Source organism: Rania fehmarnensis (genome assembly GCF_056494185.1).
The window spans coordinates 1,380,869-1,402,420 of the sequence record NZ_CM151398.1 but is presented as its reverse complement, the minus strand read 5'-3'; the positions used below and the strand labels follow the sequence as shown (position 1 = coordinate 1,402,420).

Below are 21,552 nucleotides of genomic sequence, written 5' to 3'. Positions count from 1 at the left end.
GAAACTTCAAATCGGGCAAGTGAGCGTTTCCAAGTGCTTAAAACGTATTTAGCAGTGGTCGATCTTGGCTGCGCTTGAGGTTGTGCGCGATTTTTTGATAATGATAATGCGTGGCGCACTTGATCAGGTAGATGAACATGGCCGCCGGATCGCGGCGGGTGCGCCACAATTGCTTTAGCCGACGCTTGTAGGCCGCCCGCAGCTGTGCGTCTTCGACATGTTTCATTAGTCGCTGGTAGAGCACCCAGCAGCGCACGACATCATAGCTCCAGGCACGCCAGCGTTTAACGGGATGCTTGCGCCAGTAGGCTCTCTGCGTTCGATTGAATTGAAACGTTTTATCTAAATACAAACTATCAGCGCGATCGAAGAACTCGTCGACATCGTTCAGCTGTTGCATCATATCGATATAGCCGGCCAACAACTCTTCGCGCGTCATGCGTTGCGGTATGACGTTGGTTCCAAACTCGGGTTGATCAGCATCATCCAGGCGACCTTCGTTGGCCAGGCGTTCGTACAGCGGTGTTTTCGGAATCGCCGAGAGCATACCAAGCATGCAGTGAGCGACCCGAGCTTGACGCACGAACTCTAACTGAGCCTCGAAGATTTTGGTATCGTCGTTGTCAAAGCCCACGATCATCCCGGTCCAGACTTCCAGTCCCGCATCTTGAATGCGTTTGACCTTTTCGACGATCGTACCGCCGGCACGCAGGTTTTGATGTTTCTTGGTTTCGCGCAGCGATTCGGGATTGGGTGTTTCGACACCGACAAAGACGGCTTGAATATTGGCAGCGATCAGCAGTTCGATCAACTCTGGGTCATCAGCCAAATCGAGCGAGGCTTCGGCGAAGAAGATAAACGGGTACCCATGTTGGGCTTGCCAGGCAGCAACTTCAGCCAGCACAGGCTTGATGGCAAGTTTGTTACCGATCAGATTATCATCGACAATAAAGGCGATATCGATCTTCTGCCTCTGGAGTTCAACCAACTCGGCGATCACTTGCTCAGCCGTCTTCAAGCGTGGTCGACGACCGAAGGTAACAATGATGTCGCAGAACTCGCATTGAAATGGACAACCGCGTGAAATCTGTACGCTGCCAAAGACGTATTGCCCCATGTCGAGCGATTCGTAGCGAGGCGTCGGAACGCGAGTCATATCGCTCTTGTTTTTTTGCTCGTAACGGGAGGCATGTTCTTCGCGTCCCCACTCGCTTAAAAACTGTGGCCAGGTATCTTCGGCTTCACCGATGAAGATCACATCGGCCAGTTCGCCAAAGTACTCTTCGCGAACGGTTACCCATGGTCCGCCCACAACGGTGAACACGCCGCGTGACTTGAGTTCCTCCAGGATCTCGCGCATGCGAAAACGTTGTACGCTCATACCGGTCAAGCCGACGATGTCAGCCTGTTCCAGACGCTCGAAGTCCAGCGGCGTGACGTTCTCGTCGATCAGCGTGACTCGATGCTCGCCAGGGGTCAGAGCCGCCAGCAGCGGCAAACATGACACGGGAAAGTTAGCGCGCTTGCCAAAGATTGGCAAAGCGTACTCCATGCCCCAATAGGACGCTTCGAACCGCGGATTGATCAAGACGATGTCTGCCATGGTCGGCAGTATAACACGCGAAACCGTCTCCTTTCGCTCCGCGAAAGGATTGGACAATTTCCTTTCGCGGAGCGAAAGGAGACTAACAATTCCGTTGCCGAGAGGTTTATGCTAGCATTAGGGTTAGTCTGGCGGGAGCGGAGCTGGCCGGGAGAAAATTTGGAGATTCGGCACCGGCGTGGGACCAAAGGTGTCGACTGGGGAAGGACAACCAGCCTTCACCAGGAAGGGAGCCCACGAGATGACGATCGTCCAAACCGCTTGCCCCGAGTCGCCCGCAGCTAACTCTTCGCAGGTTTCTCCACAGACCTCATCGCAGACCTCTTCGCAGGCAACTTCACAGACCTCTTCGCGGGGGCGAATTAATCGCCAGGTGTTGCCTATCCCGCGGCGTGGTTACCCCTCGCTCTCTCCGATCGCCAAGCCCGCGCGCTTGCGGACCTTGCCGCTCCCGTTTGAAAGCGAAGCGGAGGAGTCTGCGCAGTCGACTACAGTCCCAACTACTGAGACATCCGCTGCGGAGACCAAGCCGGCAGCGATAAACTCTGAAGCAACTTCTGCAGAGGGAATGCGTCCAGCGGAGCTAACCACGGCCGCTCAGCGACTGGTGGCTCAACTGGCCCGCGAAGTCAAATCGATCGAAGTAGCGGGCCGAACTCCTGCGACTCAAGCCGATTCCCGCGCGCCCATCTATACCACCGGTTGTCAGGTGTTGGATGAGTGCCTACCGGCAGGTGGTTATGAAGCGGGCACGGTGATTGAATACTTGCAGAGTTGCGAAGGCAGTGGGGCTACGACGTTGGCCATGATTGCCGCTCGCGAAGCGCTGGCCACCACGGATCGCTATTGTGTGGTGGTGGATTGGCGTGAGCAGTTTTATCCGCCCGCAGCCGCTGCGCTGGGCATCGATCTGAAACGTATCGTGATCGTGCGTCCTTCGACATTGAACGATCGCTTGTGGGCCATTGATCAAGCTCTGCGATCACCAGCGATTGTAGCGGTGATCGCTGAAGTCGAGCATTTGGATGATCGCGCGGCCAGGCGTCTGCAACTGGCCGCCGAACGCGGTGGTGGACTAGGCCTCTTGGTGCGCAGCCTGCGCCAGCGTCAACAACCCAGTTGGGCTGAAGTTCAATGGCAAGTGCGTCCTTGGTTGGGCTCGCCCACCGCTGCTCATCGCCAACTGGAATTGCAGCTTGTTCGAGCGCGCGGAGGCCGCAGCGGCATGCGGGCTCAAGTGCAAATCAACGCAGTCAGCGGCCGAGTCGAACCCGGTATCGCCGCCGCCACTCTCGCGCAAACCCTGGCGCGCAAACATGCCCCCAGCCACTCCGGCCAGCGCACAATCGCATAACCCGGCTGGTCAAGTTAGAGCCGGCAGTGGATCGTTTACCCCCTAGCCGCCAGGCTGAAGTAAGTTAGAACCGGCAGTGGATCGTTTAACCCGTAGCCGCCAGGCGAGGTGCACCCTCTAACCAAACGCTGCGTTTACCTAAACGCCAGCGTGTTCAACTAAATGACACCGCACCCAGAGAAGACCAAGCATACAATTGGAGTCCCCGGGGTTGTGCAAAACGCCCTGCGCGGTCATCTTGTTTGGGCAGTAAATAGCGCTAATTTTGGGGTGAGCGAGCCCCGATTCCCCACAAAGTGAATGGCTCATGAGCGGACTGTTCAGCCTCAAAAATGATGTAGCTGTGGTGTTGGGTGGCACCGGCGGCTTGGGCGGGGCCATGGCCCAAGCTTTGGCGGTCTCCGGCGCCCAGGTCGCCGTCGTCGGTCGCAGCGCCGAGCGTGGTGCGCAGCGCGTTGCGGAAATTGAGAATTCCGGCGGGCGAGCTATCTTCCAAGCAGCCGATGCCCTCGATCACGCATCACTCACCCATGCATGCCAACAAATCGAAGCGCAGCTCGGACCAACTACGGTGCTGGTCAACGCAGCCGGCGGCAACAAACCCGAAGCGACTTTGCCACCGGGCAGCGACTTCTGCAAACTACCGCTGGCAGCGTGGCGTGAAGTATTCGATCTGAACCTGGTGGGTGGCGTGCTCTTGCCCAGCCAAGTCTTCGGCGCCGGCATGGTCGAGCGTCAACGTGGCAGCATCATCAACATCGCGTCGATGAGCGGCATGATTCCACTATCGCGCGTCGTGGCTTATTCGGCTGCTAAAGCCGGTGTGATTAACTTGACACAGTTCCTAGCGCGCGAGTGGGCGACTCGTGGCGTCCGCGTCAATGCGATCAGCCCCGGTTTCTTTCCGGCTGAACAGAATCGAGGCTTGCTCTACAATCCCGATGGTTCGCTATCGGCGCGTGGTTCGCAAATCATCGGTCATACTCCCATGGCCCGCTTCGGCAATCCCGACGAATTATCGGGGGCAGTGGTTTGGTTAGCCTCTGAAGCGGCTTCATCGTTTGTCACCGGTCAAAACATCGTGGTCGATGGAGGATTCTCATCGACTACCATTTAGGAACGAACGTCTCAATCAACTACGATCACCCATTTCATACCAAGTGAGAAATATCCGACTATGGCTCAACTAAACATTCGAAAAGACAATTGCGAACTCGACTTTTTGTCCTTGGGCGCTCTGGTCCATCGGCTCGACCCAGGCATCATTCCTTTTCGCAAGGCGCGTCAATTCGAAGTCCACGTCTCGGGCGGCGAATATAACGTCGCCGCCAACCTATCGGATTGTTTCGGATTGAAAACTGGCGTGTGCACAGCCATGGTCAATTACGGAGTGGGCGAAATTGTGCAACGCGCGGTGCGCGAAATGGGCGTGCGACCATTTTATAAATGGTTCGAGCATGATGGCGTGCGCGGCCCCAACATCGCCACGGTATACAGCGACCGCGGACAAGGCGTTCGCCCACCTGTTGTGTTCTACAATCGCGCTAACGAAGCCGGCGCGATGCTCAAACCTGGTGACTTCAAGTGGGATGAGATCTTCGGCCAAGGCGTGCGTTGGTTTCACTCTGGCGGAATCTTCGCGGCGCTTTCGCCAACTACATCGGAGCTGATTCTCGAAGGCATGCGCGCCGCGACCAAAGCCGGTGCGATTACCTCGTTCGATTTGAACTATCGTGCCAAGTTGTGGAAGACGATCGGCAGTGAAGAAAAGGGTCAAGAGATGTGTCGCCGCATCGCCGCCGAGTGCGATGTGTTGATCGGCAACGAAGAAGATCTTCAAAAAGGCCTGGGTATCAAAGGTCAGGATGTTGAATCGAAGTCCAAGCTCGATCCGAACGCGTTCTTTGGCATGATCGAAAACGTGGTAGCCAAGTTCCCACGCGTCAAGCTGGTGGCCACGACCTTGCGCGAAGTGCAATCGACCAATCGGCACGAATGGGCCGCGGTCGTGTGGTATGACGGCCAGCGATACGTCAGCCCGACTTGCAACCTGGATGTTATCTGCCGCATCGGCGGCGGCGATGGTTTCGCCTCCGGTTTGATCTACGGTATGCTCAGCGGCAAAGAACCCGAACAAGCCTTGCGCTTAGGCTGGGCTCACGGCGCTCTACTAACCACTTTCCCTGGCGACGTGACCATGGCCAAATTGCCGGAAGTCGAAGCCCTGGCCCAAGGCGGCAGCGCCCGCGTCCAACGCTAGTAGAGCCCAAACTCGTACTCGTACTCCTACTCGACTAGGTAGCTGCGCGCGGGAAAAATTCGAGTAGGAGTAGGAGTAGGAATAGGAGTAGGAGTAGGAGTAGGAGTAGGAGTAGGAGTAGGAGTAGGAGTACGAGTAGGAAACCTGTAGTGATGCCAACCTAGCGACAGTCACCTCTCCATGCGCAGCATGGGGAGGTCGAATCGAGCCGTAGCGAGATTCGGGAGGGGTCTGGGCAGTGCAGGTGATTAGTACCGTAGACGTCTTACCTAGCGCAGTGCCCCCTCCCGCAAACTTCGGCTGAACGCCTCATCTGCGACCTCCCCCGCTGCGCGGAGGAGGTAACAGCCACCTGCCTACGTCACGCTGCCGCGCTGTCGTATGCAGGCATCGATCTCTGCCAGCGTGGCGGCATCCAAACTCACCTGCATGCCTTGAGCATTTTCGATGATTTGGCTCGGTCGCTTCGCGCCGCAGAGGGCCACGGTGATTTGTGGTTGGGCCAATGTCCAGGCAATGACCAACTGCGAAATCGTGCAGCCGTTGGCAGTGGCAATCACCTCTAGTTGGTCGACCAGGTCTTGATTCTTTTCCCAAGACTCACCGCGAAAGATCTCGTAATTCAAGCGGCGGTCGCGGGGGTCGAATTGATGATCACGTCGCAAATGTCCGGCCAGCAAGCCTTTCATCAGCACCCAATAACAGACGAGCGCGACGTTGTTGGCCTGACACCAGGGACGCAGATCATCCACAGCGTCTTGTTGCAACATGTTGAAGTAAGGTTGCACGGCAATAACGGGGCACTCGCGATGAAACGCGGCGGCCAGGTGGCTATCGACGTTTGAGACAGCCGCATATCTGGCCCAGCCGCGCTGCACAATTTCTGCGATTGCGCCAGCCGACTCGGCGATGGGCGTTTGGCCATCGGGCGTATGCAGGTACATGATGTCTACGTACTCGACATCCAATCGCTGAAGAATCTCGGCCGCATGCTTCAGCAGCACATCAGGTCGTGCGTCGAGCACGCGCTGGCGATCGTCGTTCCAGTGCAAGCCAACTTTGCTGGCGATAATGGCTTGTTGACGCTTACCTTTGAGTGCCTCCTTGAGCAGCTGATCGCTTTCACCCGCATAGCCATAGGAGTAGGCGGTATCAAAGAAGTTGACCCCCGCATCCAGCGCAGCATGAATCGCAGCTATTAAATCGCTTTGCGAATCGACGATCGAGGTGATGCCCGCCATGGGCCAGCAGCCAAAGCCAACTGTGGATACATGCAAGTCGCTATGGGCTAGTTGTCGTAAGGTCATTTATTTTCTACGGTTCCTAATTGGTAGCCACCCGCTGCCAAGTGGTGGATGTTGCCGCTTGCAGTTTCCACCGTCTGGCGACGGTGGCTACGGAGCGTCCACCGTCTGGCGACGGTGGCTACTCAGCTAAGTCCCGGGACGTCGCGGAGTATATAGGCAGCAGTTTTCCGGACAGACATCATGACTGGGGCCGTAACTGCCTAGATAAGGACGCTCCGGGGAGTCACTCAACCGCTCCTCAATCAAATCCGCGATCATGCGAATGAAAGCTGGATGTACGCCCACCGTTGGCACGCGCACGAGCTGGATACCTAGCTGCTTACATAAATCGGCTGCTTCGGTATCGAGATCGTACAGCACTTCCATATGATCGGAGATGAAACCCAAGGGGACGATCGCCAGTTGCTGGACGCCCGATGCATGCAACTGCTCGATGCGCTCGCACACGTCGGGTTCTAGCCACGGTTGATTGGGTGGACCACTGCGACTTTGATAGACCAATTCCCAGTTTGACGAGCCCGTCCGCTCGGCGATCAAGCCCGCGGCAGATTTCAGCTGCTCTACATAACGGCAATTGTCGGACATCGAGTTGGGAATGCTGTGCGCGGTGAAGAGTACCGTAGCCGATGAACGGTCGGCTAACTGGTCGAGCGCTTGCGAAAGCAGTTCGACTTGCGCATTGATGAATTCTGGATGATTGAATCCCATCCGCACCTTCTGAACGAAGGGAGCATCGGGACCGACCTCGCTTTGGGCAGCGGCGATGTTCTCACGATATTGCCGACAGCCCGAGTAACTGCTGAAGATGCTGGTGAAGAACGCGAGAGCTCGTTGATGGCCAGCCTGGGACATCTCGCGCAGCGTATCGGGCAGCAGTGGGTGCCAGTTGCGGTTGCCCCAATACAAAGGCAAGTTAATTTGCCGGTTCTTCAGCTCGACTTCGAGCGCCGCCATGAGAGCACGGTTTTGAGCGTTGATCGGCGAGATGCCATCGAAGTGATAATAGTGCTCAGCCACTTCCAGCATGCGCTCGCGGGGCACGTTCTTGCCACGCAGCACATTTTCCAGAAATGGCATGACATCATCACGACCTTCGGGACCGCCAAAAGAAACCAGTAACAAACTGTCGTACGCAGGTTCGGCCATAAATCATCCTGAAGGTTTTTGTTCACGAGGCTTGCGACAACTGCAATCGAGTCCGCAGGAGTCGAGCTGGTACCGGCAGAGCCGGCGGCAGGCACTACTGTACTGTAACTACTGTACGGTAATGGTGCCGATGGAGTTACCGCGACGTAGCAGGATGCGCAACTGTTTTTTGCTTTTGATGGCGGCGTGCAGTTCTTCTGGTGTGTTCACTTCGCGATTGTTGATGCGCATGATGATGTCGCCTGGCTGGAGTTGCAATTGATCGGCTTTGCCGTCTTCTTCGACCTGGATGATGACGACCCCGCCATCGTTGACATCGACTCGCAGTCGCTGAGCAAGAGCGGCGGTGAGTTTGCTGGCGCCCATGCCCCATTCGGGAATATCGAGACTACCGCTGAGTTTGGCCAGCTTTTCAGCCGTTTGTTCTTCGACGGTAACCGAGACTTCCCGTTCTTTACCGTCGCGATAGACGGTCATCTTGACTGCCTGTCCTACTGGCGTCAGGGCGACGCGTGTACGAAAGTCTTCAGCATCGCGAAGGGGTTTACCGTCGACGCGCACGATTACGTCGTTGGGTTGCAGACCTGCTTTGGCGGCGGGATCGCTGGGCGAGACGCCTTGAATCAACACGCCCGTTCGATAGCTCGAGGGCAGCTTGGCTTCGCGCATGCCTTCAGCGGTCAGTTCACCCAGCGATGCGCCGATATAGCCGCGGATGACGCGCCCATTAGCGATGATGTTATCCATGATCTGCTTGGCCATGCTGCTGGGGATGGCAAAGCCCACGCCGGCATTGCTGCCGCTGCGTGAGTTGATCGCCGTATTGATACCAATCACTTCACCGCGCAGGCTGACCAATGGCCCACCGCTATTGCCGGGGTTGATGGCGGCATCGGTCTGTAGAAAATCTTCGTAGTCCAAGATATCGACGCTGCGATTGAGCGCACTGATGATTCCAGCGGTAACTGTTTGGTCGAGTTCAAACGGACTGCCCACGGCGATGACCCAATCGCCCACATCCATCAAGGATGAATCGCCCAGTCGCGCAGCCACTAATTCTTTGGCATCGATTTTCACCACGGCGACATCGCTCCGGTCATCGGTACCGATGACCTTACCGGTGAATTGACGACCGTCGCTCAGTTGCACATCCAGTTCATCCGCATCTTGTACGACGTGATTATTGGTCAGTATGTAGCCATCGGTGGAGACGATGACACCAGAGCCTACGCCTGCTTGTTGCAGCTTCTCTTCGACTGACCCCGAGGGTTCACCGAAGCCCTGCTCTTCGAAGAAGGACTCGTCAAATGGAAAGCCGAACGGGAAGGTTTGGGGCATTCCGCCTCGGCCACCGCGCTGGCGAACGCGCGTCTTGACCATCGCATTAATGCGCACGACAGCCGGCTTAACCGCTTTGGCTGCATTGCGAAAGGCGGCCGAGAGTTGTTCGGCTCCGACGATCGATTGTTCCTGAACAGCCGCATTCTCACCCTGCTGCGCATAGACTTGAGTAGAGCTAGCAGGATGATCATCGGGCCAAAACCGCAGACCTACAAGCGCAGCGACACCACCAACCAATACCAATCCCGTGAGCTTGCGATGCATATCCATTGTCCACTCTCCACGCCATTAATTCGGAGTTTTCTGAGGTCGAGCCTCTATTTTGGCATGGCCGCAGGCTCTGGCAAAGGCCTTGCCCCATTCCAAACCAACCTTTTTGGGCAGTCGCCGGCGAAGGCAAAAACCGCAATTTTCCTTGCAAAACCTTTAATCGCTCGGGGGTGGCAATTAGGCTACATGAGTATTGCGTCCAAACTTTGTGAACACCGAAACTGTCGCACCCTCAACCGTTAAATCATGCGATTCACTATGAAACTGTTTGCTGCTTCGTGCTTCCTGGCAACTACATGCTTGATGAATTCGAATTTGGCCTGGGCGCAGGAGGAAGAACCCATCGCCGTTGCCAAACCTGCCGAGTCATCAGCCAGCGATGCTTCTAAGAGCGAGCCGCCTAAGAGCGACGCCCCCCAAACCGATAGCGAAAAGAATGCCAAGCCTGAGGGTGCTGCTACAAAAGTTCGACCGCTGACGATCAGTGTTCAACTGCTGCGATCTGACTTGGTGATTACCGGGGCGCTGACTGACTCGACTCTGCTCGCGCTCAAGACGGCTTTTGGTGAGGCCAGCATTCCGCTGTCGGAAGTGGCCGGTGTGCGTTTTCCTTCAGGACAAGACACCAGTACCACGTTGGTGATGCTCAATGGCGATTCGATCACCGGCGCTAGCGATGTTAAAACGATCACGGTTGAAACCGAATGGGGCTCTGCTCGAATCAATGGCGAGAACATCTCGTCGATGATGTTTGTGCCAGGCCTGGAGTGGCAGAGCATCAGTGGCCTCAATGGTGCGCGTTGGACGCTGACCGAGACCAAAGCGCAACCGACTCGGCCCAGCACGAACACCCCCGGGGCTCCAGCCAGCGGCAATTTCAGTGGCAGCGTCAGTGGAGCTGCTGGATCGATCCCTGGCCTGCCTGCTCCGGTTAACAACAGCACACCACGCGTAGTGTTTCCGCGATAAGCTACTGCGGGAGCTTCAGCTCTTGGCTCTCAAGATTTGAGTTGCTGTTTGAAGGCTAGTACGTCTTTGATAATCGACTCTAGCGAATGCTGGGGTCGATATTCGATCGTGCTTCTAAGGCGGGTCAAGTCTGGCACACGTCGTCGAATGTCTTCGAAGTCTTCATCGTAGGCTTGTCGATACGATTGAAATTCGATCTTGGCTTGTGGATTGACCAGGCGTCGCACGTCTTCGGCCAGTTGCAAGATCGAGACAGGGTGATCGCTGCCGATATTAAACACGCGACCCGCCGCCGAGGGTGTGTCCATTAGTTGCAAGACAGCCGTAACCACATCTTGTACATGCGCAAAGCAGCGAACTTGCTGACCGTCATCGTGTACAATCAGCGAGCCATTGGTCAGGGCCGCATCAACCAGCCGTGGTAACACCATGCCATAGGCGCCGGTCTGGCGTGGTCCGACCACGTTAAAGAAACGCCCAATGACGACGGGCAGTTGGCACTCGCGATGACTGGCCAGAGCTAGAAATTCGTCGATAGCTTTCGAGGCTCCATAGCTCCAGCGTGGTTTGGTGGTCGCGCCGAAGACCAGATCATCGTTCTCGTTCCAAATCTCTTTGGGATTCTTGCCATAAACTTCGGAGGTGCTGGCCAGGAACATCGGTTTGCTGCGACCAGCGCGATGATGGCGACCCAATTCGCTGAGGATCAGCTGGGTCGGATAGATATTGCGTTCGATCGTCTGAATTGGCTGCTTGGCGATCAAGGCAACGCCGACCGCGGCGGCCAGGTGAAACACGATATCAGCCTGGCTGACCACGCGAGCCACTAGTTCGGGATTGCCAATATCAGCATGCAGAACCTGCAAGTTGGGATGACCGCTGATGTGTGCCAGGTTGTGCTGGGAGCCGGTCGACAGATCGTCGACCACCGTCACGTGTTGGCCGCGTTTCAACAATTCTTCAGTCAAATGCGAGCCAATAAAGCCCGAGCCGCCAGTAACCAGAATCTTCTTCAAGGCACAAGTCTTTCCAGCTTCAAACAAATGGGCATCCAGAACGTCATCAGTGTAGCGATTTTCCTGAGAGGCGTTAACGCTGCTCCAAGTGTAGAACGGCTGTCCCCAGACGCTCCGCACCCTCTAACCCCAGCCTCTTCCGACCAAAATGCCCGGGGACAGACCCGGGTCTGATCTCCCAGTTGTAGAGCGGCTGTCCCCAGCCGCTCCGCGCCCTCTAACCCAAGTCTCTTCCGACCAAATGCTCGGGGGCAGACCGGTCTGTCCCCGGCGGTGTAATGCTATCCAAAGTCTGGCGACTTCGGCTATGGGCTCAGTGCGCGTGCTCTGTCCCCGGCGCGACGGGGGACAGACGTCGGGTTTGAAGACGCTTGGGTTAGTGGGTGCCGAGCGGCTGGGGACAGCCGCTCTACGATCGGGGACAGACCCGGGGATGATTTGCTGGCATTGCATGCTGGCCAGCGCAACGGGTCTGTCCCCGGTGTTGGGATGCTGTCCAAAGTCTGGCGACTTCGGCTACGCGGGGCTCAGTGCGCGTGCTCTGTCCCCGGCGCGGCGGGGGACAGACGTCGGGTTTGAAGAAGCTTGGGTTAGTGGGTGCTGAGCGGCTGGGGACAGCCGCTCTACGATCGGGATGCTGTCCAAAGTCTGGCGACTTCGGCTACGGGGACAGACGCATCACATCACGAGTTAGGCAAATTGCACAGCTTTGCAAAACTACGGGGCTTTGGGTGGACAAAGAATGAAATCTTCCCGCCTCGGGGGTGCTGCGATACACTAACGCTGCAGCGGGTGTTAAAAACGGAGTTGGGCACTAGCCCCACCATCCAAGAACTTGTCAGGGCGAGCGAAAAGCGGTCATGCACACATTAGCCTATTGTCAGAAACCAGCCAGCCTGTTGTGGCGTTCCGTGATCTGCTTGCTGGTCTGCGTCGCAGCCTCCAATCTTCATGCGCAGGCTAGAGGCAACAAAAATGCTAAGCCCGGCAATCAAGCGGCCGGCAAAAGTGGCCCGGTCGCCAAGCAGAAAGCGGCCGACAGCGCCAAGTCCGATCCCGCCGCCGTCAATCACTATGCCGACGCAGCCAATTTTCAAAACAACGGTGCGTTCGAGTTGGCCGTCGACGAATGGAACAAGTTATTAAAAGAATTTCCAAAGGATCCGCTCGCCAGCAAAGCCAGCCACTACCTCGGCGTGTGTTTGATGCAGCAAGCCAAGCCCGACTATGCCGCCGCCAGCGAAGCCTTTGCGCGCGCCCTGGCCGATAGCAAGTTGGATATTCGCGATGAATCCTTGATCAATCTCGGCTGGTGTCAATTCATGCAAGCTCGCGGCACCGAAGCCGACGCAGCTGCCCAAAAGAAACTGTATCAACAATCGCGCGAGACTTTGACCGACTATGTCAAAGCGTTTCCGCAAGGTAGCTCGGTCGATCAGGCGCTGTTCTTCTCCGGTGAGATCGAATACTCACTCGGCGAACCCAAGCGAGCCATCGAACTATACGAACAACTGCTCAAGAACAAATCGCTGGCCAGTTCAAGCTGGCGTGCCGATGCACAGTACGCACTTGGCGTGGCCCAAGAACAACTGAAGAACGATGCGCTGGCACGCGCGACCTACGAAGCCTTCTTGACCGAATACAACGATCATCGACTCAGCGGCAAAGTAGCGCTGCGCCTGGCGGACGTTCTGCTACGCAGCGGCGCGCCAGCGGAAGCCGAAAAGCTGCTGCAGAAGTCGGCCGCCTCACCCGAGAACCCACTGGCCGATTACGCGCTGTTGCGACTGGGTCAAGCACTGGCAGAACAGGGTAAATTCGCCGATGCCTCGCAAGTCTTCGAACAGATGGTGGCCAAGTTCCCCAACTCCGAACACGTCGCCACAGCGCAACTCTCTTCGGGCCAAATGTTCTTTCGCAATGGTCAATATCCCGAAGCGGCGCAGCGCTTTCAAGCTGTGCTGGAACTGAAAGGTAACACTGGCGCCGAAGCGGCTCACTTGTTGGCGATGACCATGCTGCGCACGCCAGACGCTGCCAAGGCCATTCCAATGCTGGAAGATACGCTAAAGTGGGCTGACAAATCTCCCAGCGCATTGCAGCTGCGCATGGATTTGGCCGACGCACTGTACAACGATCCACAACGCGTCGACGAAGCTCGACAATGGTACGAAAAGGTCGCAACCGATTATGCGGATGATCCACTGGCACCGCGAGCCGCCTACAACGCAGCTTTCGCAGCCTTGCAAACCGGCAAACTGGATGATGCTCGCAAGTGGTCAGAAATATTCTTGAAGAAGTATCCGCAAGATCCACTGCGGACCGATGTGGCCTACGTGGCTTCAGAAACCATGTTGCAACAAGGCCAACACGCAGCCGCCATCGAAGCCTACACCAAGCTGATCGATAGCGACAAAACCAACCAGGCTCAGCCGATTTGGAACATGCGCTTGGCGATGGCGTATTACTTGTCCAACAAATATGCCGAAGCTGTCCAACATCTGGAAGCCAAGCAAGCTCTCTTTTCCAATCCCAACGAAAAGGCCGAAGCGCTATTCATCACCGGTTCCAGCTTGCTGGCCATGGATAAACCTGCCGAAGCAATCGCCAAGCTGCAAGCCAGCCTGAACTCGGCTGATAAGTGGGGCAGGGCGGACGAAGTCATGATGCAAATCGTCCAAGCCTATCAACGACAAAACGATCCGGCTGGAGCAATCAAAGCTCTCACCGATTTTCAATCGAAATTCCCCCAAAGCCGCTTGCGCTTCCAAGCTCGATACCGGATGGCTCAGCTCAAAGCAGTCCAACAAGATTTCGCCGGCGCTGTGGCGGATTACCAAGCGATTATCAACGAACCAGCCGCTTCGAATCTCCATGACTTTGCCAAATACGGCATCGTCCTATCACTGATGAAACAAGACAAATACGAGGAAGCACTGAAGGCCCTGGAACCGATCATCAGCGGCCAACTTTCCGAATCGATGAAGATCGAAACCCTGCTGGCCCAATCCATCTGCTTGCGCAAGATCGGCAAGGTAGATGAATCTATCGACACCCTGGGCAAGTTCATGGCGGCTGGTGCCAAGAATGTACAACTGGCCAACGGCCTGTATGAACTGGGCATGGCCTACACCGAAAAGAAAGAATTCGATCCAGCCATCGCGGCCTTCGAACGCGTCTTGAGCGAAGTGCCCGATTATCCGGCTCGCGATAAAATCCTCTTCGAACTCGGCTGGGCCTGGTCCGACAAAGGTGACGCCGCCAAATCGGCGCAGTACTTCCAAAAACTGGTCGATGACTTCCCTAAAAGCCAACTGGTCCCCGAAGCTATCTACCAGCTAGCCCAGCAGAAATTTGAAGCCAAAGAATACGACAAGTCAGCCCCACTGTATGCCAGCGTCCTGACCAAAGCCAACGACCAAGGCCTGCAAGAGAAAGCTGCTTACAAGCTCGGCTGGAGCTTCTTCCAGCAAGGCAAATACAACGAAGCCAACACCGAGTTTCGCAAACAAGCCGAGAACTTTGGAACAGGCAAGCTGGCCATCGATGCCAATTTCATGGCCGCCGAGTGCTTGTTCAAACAGGACAAGTTCTCGGAAGCCTTGTCCGGTTACCAAAACGCTCGACAAATGCTGGAGAAAAGTCAAGAGAGCGATGTCACCGAACAAGTTCGATCGCTGATCTACTTGCATGGCGCGCAGTGCTTGCGCGAACAAAAGAAATGGGCCGACTGCGAAGCCTGGCTGCGCGAGATCATCAAGCGGTATCCCAATTCGCCTTACCTGTCGACCGTCGTCTTCGAACTGGCCACCGCCAAACAAAACCAGAACCAGGCTGAAGATGCACTCAAGCTGTTTAACGAAGTAGCCAGCAAATACCGCGATGACCTCGCCGCCAAAGCCAGGTTCATGATGGGTGAGTTGTACTTTGCACAACGCAAGTTTGATAAGGCTATTCCCGAGTTCCAACGCGTCATGTTCGGTTACGGAGCTGAGAAAGCCGACGCAGCCACCAAGAACTGGCAAGCCCGCGGCGGCTTCGAAGCCGGCCGCTGCAGCGAAGTCCTGGTCCAAGACCTCAAGGGCGATGCTCGCACAAAAGCTCTCCAATATGCCAGGGACTTCTATCAGTACGTCATCGATAAACACCCAACCCACGAAGTCACCAAGCAAGCTCAAGCTCGCTTGAGCGAACTAAATAAACTGCAATAAGCCGGCGGACGCCCTCGTAGCGGACGCCCTCGTAGCGGAAGCCCTCGTAGCGGAAGCCGTCAAGGCTTTCGGGACTGCTGGTAGCGGAAGCCGTCAAGGCTTTCGAACCGCTTTTGCCCACGACGGTATATCTCGAAATGCTTGACGCATTCCGCTACAGGCTTACGGCGAAATGTTTGACGCATTCCGCTACAGGCTTACGGCGAAATGCTTGACGCTTTCCGCTACGGGGTTGTGGTTGTGGCGGAGCATTGCCTTTCGCGGAGCGAAAGGAGACAATGAGGACTCTAAAATTCCATCTCCTGTGAGCAGGCGCTCTCTATGCATTTGAGAACTCTGTTGTGCGTGTTCGTGGCCATCTGCTGGTTAGCCAATTGGTCGCTGGGTCAAAACCCATCGAATTCTGCGCCACCCATGACGGCCGAAAGCAGTCAACGTACGGTTGATGAACTAGAACAATTGGCCGCCGACGCCGCAGCAAATCGCGCTGGCACGGGAGCCAAAGCAGATCAGCAACCGCGCGAGATGAACTTCTTGCAATTGCTGATGGACGGTGGACCACTGATGATTCCACTGGTCTTGATCAGCATCTTGGTGCTAACCATTTCACTGGAACGTCTGATTAACCTGCGCGCCGGACGCATCTTGCCGCGCAAACTGAAACGTGGCTTGGAAGAAGCAGTCGAGCAACGGTATCCAGTCGAGCCTCAAGAACTCTATCAGCTCGGACTGCGATATCCATCGGCAACTTCGCGTGTGCTAGAAGCCATGCTCAAGAAAGTTGGTCGGCCGATTCCAGAAATGGAAGCCGCTATCGAAGATGCTTGCCAGCGTGAAGCAGATCGACTGTACGGTACAGTGCGCTGGTTAACCGCCGCTGCGGCCATCGCGCCACTGTTGGGTTTGCTGGGTACAGTTTGGGGCATGATCCTGGCTTTCTTTGAAACCACGCAACCCGGCTTGGGCATGAACCGCACGCAGCAACTGGCCCAAGGCATCTCGATCGCCTTCGTCAATACACTCGGCGGTCTGAGCATTGCCATACCAGCTGCCGGCTTTTCGCACTTCTTCGAAGGTCGCATTATCAAACTCATGAACTCGGTACAGGAGCATGTGCAAGCGTTGATTCCACGACTGGAACGATTCGAAGGTGTGACGCGCTATGACTTGGAATTAACGGGACTGGTACCGCGCCGTCGCACGGACCCACCACCGGTATCGAACTCGTCAGGCTCATCGGGCATGTCGGGCTCGTTGGTCACACCGTCGCCCGATTCAGATTCTATTACGCGCACGCGTGAAGCTCCGCGCGACCCCCGCGTCAGTGGCACCACACCCTTGACCCGTCAAACTCGCAAGGGATAAACAACCAACATGGCTGTAAAATTACGAAGCCACAATCCCTTCTGGGTCATCAACCTGACCCCGCTGATCGATGTGATCTTTTTGCTGTTGATCTTCTTTCTGGTAGCCGCACGCTTGGATCAAGCCGAGCGCCAACTGGAAGTTCCATTGCCGTCGGCCGCTAGTGCCATGCCCATGGTCAGCGAACCAAACGAGCTAGTGATCAACATCGATCAACAGGGCAACTACATTGTGCAAGGCAATCGTTTAGACGCCGACGCACTGGAGAAAGAGATTCAACAAGCAGTCGCTGATAACCCAGCCAACGTGGCGGTCATGATCCGCGCTCATCGTGGCGTGCAGTTACAATCGCCTGTTACAGCCATGGATATCTGTCAGCGTTACAAAGCTGAGTATTCGCTCTCCATCGCCGAGGAAGAATCGTAATGAGTGCAGGTGAGCGACGGCTGTCGGAAATGATCGGGCTGCAGCGACCACCTGCTGCTTCGGAAGCTGTATGGCCCACGAACGTCGCCTTGGCTTGCTTGGGCGGGGCCATTCTGTGGATCGCCTTTCGCTTCCTCAAATGGGATGATCCTAGACCGCTTTACAATCCGTGGTTGTATGCCGTCGTGACGCCCCTGCTGTTGGTTGTCATCTCGCTGATTCTGCGCCAAGTTGTTAGTCGTGTCGTCGAGCGCTCTGCGCAAGTGGCGTTTCTCTTCAGCGTCATGGTGCACCTGGTACTGTTGGTCTACGCGCTGGATGTGGTCATCTATACGCGGATGTGGCCTGCGTTCTTCGAAGCGTTGGCAGAAGAGAAACAAAAGCTGATTGAGAAAGAGCAAAAAGCCCCGAAGTATTTTTCAGGTACCTTGGCCGCCAGTCTATCACCCGGTAGCAAGAAGCCTGACTACTTACGTTATGTACCTACTGAACATCAGGCCAACGAGGCCAAGCTGTCGGATCAATCGCGATTGGAGTTAGCCAAGAACGAAAAGGCGGATGTCACCAGTCCAGAAGTGAAAGTGGAAAGCCAGGTCGACAAGCCATTTCTAATGGAACGCGAGAAGCCTGAACAAAGTATGTCGATCAGTAGCGAAGCGCCAGCAGCACTTAGTCGAGCAGAGTTGGCGCTACCCAGTCCCGCACGCACACAAGCCGAAGCGATGGAAGCGATTCGTTCTGAGGTGCGCGCGCCGGAATTGACCGCGACCGATACCAGCAGCAGTCGCGCTCCGCGCAGCGACTCGAGTTCAGTACCCGAAGCTCATTCGCTGGTCGACGCCACCTCGCTTGGACCATCAGCCCCGCCGTTGGGCTTGCCCAAGCCTCAACAGCGCAGCGCCGAAGCACCCAGCAGTTTGGCTGCCGCCAATGTCCCACGACCGATCATGGCTGATATGTTGGCCAACACCGAAGCCCCGCGCTCGCGCACTTCGTCGATTCCTGTTCCAGAGACACTCAACACTGAACCCAGCCAACGCCTGGGACTAGCTCCGGCCATGGGAGCCACTGGGGCGCAGCGACGAAGTACCAACAGTGGCAGCAGCATCTTGACGGCACCCGATGGCCTTACACTTGAAGGGGGTTTGTCGGGCAGTGGTGCTGGTAACCTCGGGTCGGGCAGTCCCATGGGTCGGCGCGGAGTTCCAGATGGCGCGGCCATGGGTGCGGGGAACTCGCAAGGCGCATTCGCGTTGCCCCGTGGCGAACTGGGTACTGGCTCCGGCCCGCCGGGCACGGGCCGCATCGAAGTCCCTGATACACTCTCTACCGGCGCCGGCCTGGCTGGCAATGCCAGTATCGGGCTTGGCCCGAGCAGCGATTCTGGCGGTCGACGTAGTAGCGATGGCGAGGGTGGTGGGCAAATTCGTTTGGACATCGATGCCGATCGTGGACTGGGCGGTATCTCGCTGGATGCGGGTACAGGCCCGATGGTCGCGCGCAACGTCCCCAATGCGCCGGCGATTGAACTGCCTTCAATCGATCTGGGAAGATTTTCTCGCGAATCGAGCGGCGGGCCGCTGGGTGGTGGCGTTACGGGCGCAGTGCCCGCACCTGCCTTTCAACAACGCATCGATCGCCTGAAAGAAGATGGCGAGGGCGATGACGGACCAATCGGTCCTCAAACCGAAGCAGCCATCGAGCGCGGCTTGGAGTTCTTGGCTAAACATCAACGTCCCGACGGTTCGTGGAAGTTGCAGGACTTGGATAAAGATGTCCTGATTCACAGCGACACAGCCGCCACTGGCTTATGTCTGTTGGCTTTCCAAGGCGCAGGTTATACGCACAAGCAATACAAGTACTCAACGATCAACGACAAGGCACTCAAGTTCTTGATCGAGCGGCAAAAGAAGAATGGCGATTTGTACATACCGCAAGATCCGGCTTCCGATCAGAATGCCTGGCTATATAGCCACGGTATCGCAGCCCTGGCGCTATGCGAAGCCTATGGTATGACGCAAGACCCTGAGCTAAAGGCGCCAGCGCAACAAGCCGTTAACTTCATGGTTGATAGTCAAGAACCACTCCGCGGCGGTTGGCGTTATCGACCCGGTATCGGATCCGATACGAGCGTCACCGGTTGGTTTATGATGGCGCTCAAGAGTGCGCAGCTAGCTGGCCTGGAAGTGCCCCGCGTCACATTCGATCGCATGGGCAAATATGTAGAAGCCAGCAAAGCTTCGGCCACAGAACCTCACCTGTTTCGTTACAACCCATTTGCACCAGACACCGTCGAGCAACGTCACGGCCTCAAGCCTACGCATGTGATGACCAGTGTCGGTTTGCTAATGCGACTATATCTGGGTTGGCAGCGTGACTTGCCCGAGATGCAAGCCGGCACCGATTACCTGCTGGGCACCTTGCCAGAAGCAGGCACACCACAAGCCACCAAACGCGATACCTACTACTGGTACTACGCGACTCAAGTTCTGTTTCACATGGGTGGCGACCGTTGGAAAAAGTGGAACGATAAACTGCGCCCACTGCTATTGGACTCGCAAGTGCTCGAAGGCGACCTGGCAGGCAGTTGGGATCCCTACTTGCCCAGTTCCGATCTGTGGGCGCGATACGGTGGCCGCCTGTACGTGACTACGCTGAACCTCCTATCGCTGGAAGTTCACTATCGCCATCTACCGCTGTATGAAGCCACTGCCAAATAGGCTTCTCTTCTAAAATTTTATAAACGCAGAGACGCGGAGAATCGCAGAGAAGACCAAGTTGTGCGATTGCATGGCGTCAAGAGTTCGGGTCTCAAAACGAAAAGAGCCTGCTTGGAGTGACTCTTCCCAAGCAGGCTCTCTCCCGGCCGTGAAAGTGAGCCTAGGCTGATTTCAGCCCTAAGTGCTGCCATACTGCGGCAGCTGTGCTACTAAGATCACGGATCGTCCCTGAGAAAAGAAACCTCCATTCTCCGGGATAGCACAAAGTTGTTGGCTTTGTACCGGTATGTAAATGCATGGAGCGTGCCAAAGTCTAGGATTTTTCAGTTCAAGCGAAATCGACCCTCTTCACCCTCCGAATACCCGCAAAAAAGCGAAGTTGGGCAAGCTGGGTTTACCTTGACTGACGCTCGCCGGGGATCTTTGTACGGAAGTTTTTTCCGCGCGCGGTAAAAATTACAAAGCTACTCTTCGCCCGGCCCTAAATTTTCCAAATCGTAGTCCTTCAACTTCTTGTGCAAGGTATTGCGATTGATGCCCAGTCGAGCCGCGGCTTTGGTTTGGATGAAATTGCAGCCGGTTAGCACCTGCGCGATGAGTTCTTTTTCCACGCGATCGACGACCAACTGGTGCAGATTGGTAGCCTCGTCGCTGGCCCCCTTTACTCCACGCTGGACGACAATCTTGGCCAAAGCGTCAAAGTCTAGCTGACTGGTATCGACCGCGGCGGGGCTATCGGGTTTGCCCAGCATTTTCTCGGTCTTGGCCCCGGTGACGGCTGGTGGCAATAACTCCAGTGACAGTTCGTCTCCTTCGGCCATGACGACAGCTCGTTCGACGTAGTTCTGCAGTTCGCGAACGTTGCCCGGCCATTCATAACTTTGCATGGCATCGAGGGCTTGTTTTTGAATGTGCACGACATAGCGATCGTTGGCTTCGCTGTAGTGATTCAAAAAGAAAGCTACCAGTTCGGGAATATCTTCGCGACGTTTGCGGAGCGGCGGAATCTGTACGGGCACGACATTCAATCGCCAATACAAATCTTCGCGAAACTTTTCAGCGGCGACTTCGTCGGCCAAATCGCGGTTGCTGGCTGCAATTACGCGCGTATCCACGGTGATGGTCGTCACATCACCGACGCGTTCGAACTCACGTTCCTGCAACACTCGCAGCAGTTTTACTTGCAGGATGAGCGACGTACTATTGATCTCGTCCAGAAAGATCGTGCCAGTATGAGCTGCTTCGAAGCGGCCGGCGCGATTGGCCACGGCTCCCGTGTAGGCCCCGCGGACATGCCCAAACAGCTCACTCTCCAACAAGCTCTCGCTCAAGGCGCCGCAGTTGACCTTCACAAACGGACCATTGGCTCGCAGGCTCAGTCGATGGATCGCGTTGGCGATTAGTTCTTTGCCAGTACCAGTTTCGCCTAAGAGCAGAACAGAAGCGTTGGTGCGGGCCACGCGGCGAGTGATGCGATAGACCTCCTCCATGGCGGCACTGGAGCCGATGATGCCCGCGATGGGCGGGCCAGTATCAGATGAAATCGGTGCTTGGAATCCATACC

Annotated in this window: 14 protein-coding genes; 8 read left to right on the top strand and 6 right to left on the bottom strand. The window is 56.1% G+C overall.

Annotated features, from left to right (window positions below; translation table 11 throughout):
* Nucleotides 1-37: 37 nt before the first annotated feature.
* Nucleotides 38-1,603, bottom strand: coding sequence for a B12-binding domain-containing radical SAM protein (locus SH573x_RS04385; protein ID WP_479353114.1), 1,566 nt, complete (start codon nt 1,601-1,603; stop codon nt 38-40).
* A 241-nt stretch (nt 1,604-1,844) separates the two neighbouring features.
* Here SH573x_RS04385 and SH573x_RS04380 point away from each other — a divergent pair, with 241 nt between their 5' ends.
* The 3 genes from SH573x_RS04380 (at nt 1,845) to SH573x_RS04370 (ending at nt 5,217) form a co-directional block, all read left to right on the top strand.
* A complete protein-coding gene (locus SH573x_RS04380) occupies nt 1,845-2,957 on the top strand; it encodes an ImuA family protein (protein WP_479353113.1) in 1,113 nt (370 codons plus the stop codon).
* A gap of 307 nt (nt 2,958-3,264) precedes the next feature.
* A complete protein-coding gene (locus SH573x_RS04375; protein WP_479353112.1) occupies nt 3,265-4,074 on the top strand; it encodes an SDR family oxidoreductase in 810 nt (269 codons plus the stop codon).
* A 60-nt stretch (nt 4,075-4,134) separates the two neighbouring features.
* Nucleotides 4,135-5,217, top strand: a complete 1,083-nt coding sequence (locus SH573x_RS04370; RefSeq protein WP_479353111.1) for a PfkB family carbohydrate kinase — start codon at nt 4,135-4,137, stop codon at nt 5,215-5,217.
* Nucleotides 5,218-5,573: 356 nt separating this feature from the next.
* Here SH573x_RS04370 and SH573x_RS04365 read toward each other — a convergent pair whose 3' ends face one another.
* The 3 genes from SH573x_RS04365 to SH573x_RS04355 form a co-directional block, all read right to left on the bottom strand.
* Nucleotides 5,574-6,524, bottom strand: a complete 951-nt coding sequence (locus tag SH573x_RS04365; protein WP_479353110.1) for an aldo/keto reductase — start codon at nt 6,522-6,524, stop codon at nt 5,574-5,576.
* A gap of 126 nt (nt 6,525-6,650) precedes the next feature.
* Nucleotides 6,651-7,670, bottom strand: coding sequence for a ferrochelatase (locus SH573x_RS04360; protein WP_479353109.1), 1,020 nt, complete (start codon nt 7,668-7,670; stop codon nt 6,651-6,653).
* A 108-nt stretch (nt 7,671-7,778) separates the two neighbouring features.
* The gene (locus SH573x_RS04355) at nt 7,779-9,281 is read right to left on the bottom strand and encodes a Do family serine endopeptidase (protein WP_479353108.1); all 1,503 of its coding nucleotides are present in this window, start codon (nt 9,279-9,281) and stop codon (nt 7,779-7,781) included.
* A 246-nt stretch (nt 9,282-9,527) separates the two neighbouring features.
* On the opposite strand from SH573x_RS04355, the gene SH573x_RS04350 reads away from it, so the two are divergent.
* On the top strand, nt 9,528-10,250 hold the full coding sequence (locus SH573x_RS04350; RefSeq protein WP_479353107.1) for a hypothetical protein: 723 nt from the start codon (nt 9,528-9,530) through the stop codon (nt 10,248-10,250).
* 29 nt (nt 10,251-10,279) lie between these two features.
* Here SH573x_RS04350 and SH573x_RS04345 read toward each other — a convergent pair whose 3' ends face one another.
* Nucleotides 10,280-11,386 carry an NAD-dependent epimerase/dehydratase family protein gene (locus SH573x_RS04345; RefSeq protein ID WP_479353106.1) on the bottom strand — a complete coding sequence of 369 codons (1,107 nt, stop codon included), beginning with the start codon at nt 11,384-11,386 and terminating at the stop codon, nt 10,280-10,282.
* Nucleotides 11,387-12,126: 740 nt separating this feature from the next.
* Between SH573x_RS04345 and SH573x_RS04340 the strand changes: the two genes are divergently transcribed.
* The 4 genes from SH573x_RS04340 (at nt 12,127) to SH573x_RS04325 (ending at nt 19,988) form a co-directional block, all read left to right on the top strand.
* Nucleotides 12,127-15,477 carry a tetratricopeptide repeat protein gene (locus SH573x_RS04340; protein ID WP_479353105.1) on the top strand — a complete coding sequence of 1,117 codons (3,351 nt, stop codon included), beginning with the start codon at nt 12,127-12,129 and terminating at the stop codon, nt 15,475-15,477.
* A 321-nt stretch (nt 15,478-15,798) separates the two neighbouring features.
* A complete protein-coding gene (locus SH573x_RS04335) occupies nt 15,799-16,842 on the top strand; it encodes a MotA/TolQ/ExbB proton channel family protein (RefSeq protein ID WP_479353104.1) in 1,044 nt (347 codons plus the stop codon).
* Nucleotides 16,843-16,851: 9 nt separating this feature from the next.
* Nucleotides 16,852-17,268, top strand: coding sequence for an ExbD/TolR family protein (locus SH573x_RS04330; protein ID WP_479353103.1), 417 nt, complete (start codon nt 16,852-16,854; stop codon nt 17,266-17,268).
* A complete protein-coding gene (locus tag SH573x_RS04325) occupies nt 17,268-19,988 on the top strand; it encodes a hypothetical protein (RefSeq protein ID WP_479353102.1) in 2,721 nt (906 codons plus the stop codon). Before SH573x_RS04330 ends, SH573x_RS04325 begins: the two co-directional genes overlap by 1 nt.
* A gap of 464 nt (nt 19,989-20,452) precedes the next feature.
* Here SH573x_RS04325 and SH573x_RS04320 read toward each other — a convergent pair whose 3' ends face one another.
* The gene (locus SH573x_RS04320) at nt 20,453-21,478 is read right to left on the bottom strand and encodes a sigma-54 interaction domain-containing protein (protein WP_479356648.1); all 1,026 of its coding nucleotides are present in this window, start codon (nt 21,476-21,478) and stop codon (nt 20,453-20,455) included.
* Nucleotides 21,479-21,552: the final 74 nt, after the last annotated feature.

Bases quoted from the DNA above. Each gene is read 5' to 3' on its own strand.
- SH573x_RS04355 (WP_479353108.1), bottom strand. From the start codon at position 9,281: ATGGATATGCATCGCAAGCTCACGGGATTGGTATTGGTTGGTGGTGTC.
- SH573x_RS04325 (WP_479353102.1), top strand. From the start codon at position 17,268: ATGAGTGCAGGTGAGCGACGGCTGTCGGAAATGATCGGGCTGCAGCGA.
- SH573x_RS04365 (WP_479353110.1), bottom strand. From the start codon at position 6,524: ATGACCTTACGACAACTAGCCCATAGCGACTTGCATGTATCCACAGTT.
- SH573x_RS04385 (WP_479353114.1), bottom strand. From the start codon at position 1,603: ATGGCAGACATCGTCTTGATCAATCCGCGGTTCGAAGCGTCCTATTGG.
- SH573x_RS04380 (WP_479353113.1), top strand. From the start codon at position 1,845: ATGACGATCGTCCAAACCGCTTGCCCCGAGTCGCCCGCAGCTAACTCT.
- SH573x_RS04350 (WP_479353107.1), top strand. From the start codon at position 9,528: ATGCGATTCACTATGAAACTGTTTGCTGCTTCGTGCTTCCTGGCAACT.
- SH573x_RS04370 (WP_479353111.1), top strand. From the start codon at position 4,135: ATGGCTCAACTAAACATTCGAAAAGACAATTGCGAACTCGACTTTTTG.
- SH573x_RS04320 (WP_479356648.1), bottom strand. From the start codon at position 21,478: ATGGAGGAGGTCTATCGCATCACTCGCCGCGTGGCCCGCACCAACGCT.
- SH573x_RS04360 (WP_479353109.1), bottom strand. From the start codon at position 7,670: ATGGCCGAACCTGCGTACGACAGTTTGTTACTGGTTTCTTTTGGCGGT.
- SH573x_RS04340 (WP_479353105.1), top strand. From the start codon at position 12,127: ATGCACACATTAGCCTATTGTCAGAAACCAGCCAGCCTGTTGTGGCGT.
- SH573x_RS04330 (WP_479353103.1), top strand. From the start codon at position 16,852: ATGGCTGTAAAATTACGAAGCCACAATCCCTTCTGGGTCATCAACCTG.
- SH573x_RS04335 (WP_479353104.1), top strand. From the start codon at position 15,799: ATGCATTTGAGAACTCTGTTGTGCGTGTTCGTGGCCATCTGCTGGTTA.
- SH573x_RS04375 (WP_479353112.1), top strand. From the start codon at position 3,265: ATGAGCGGACTGTTCAGCCTCAAAAATGATGTAGCTGTGGTGTTGGGT.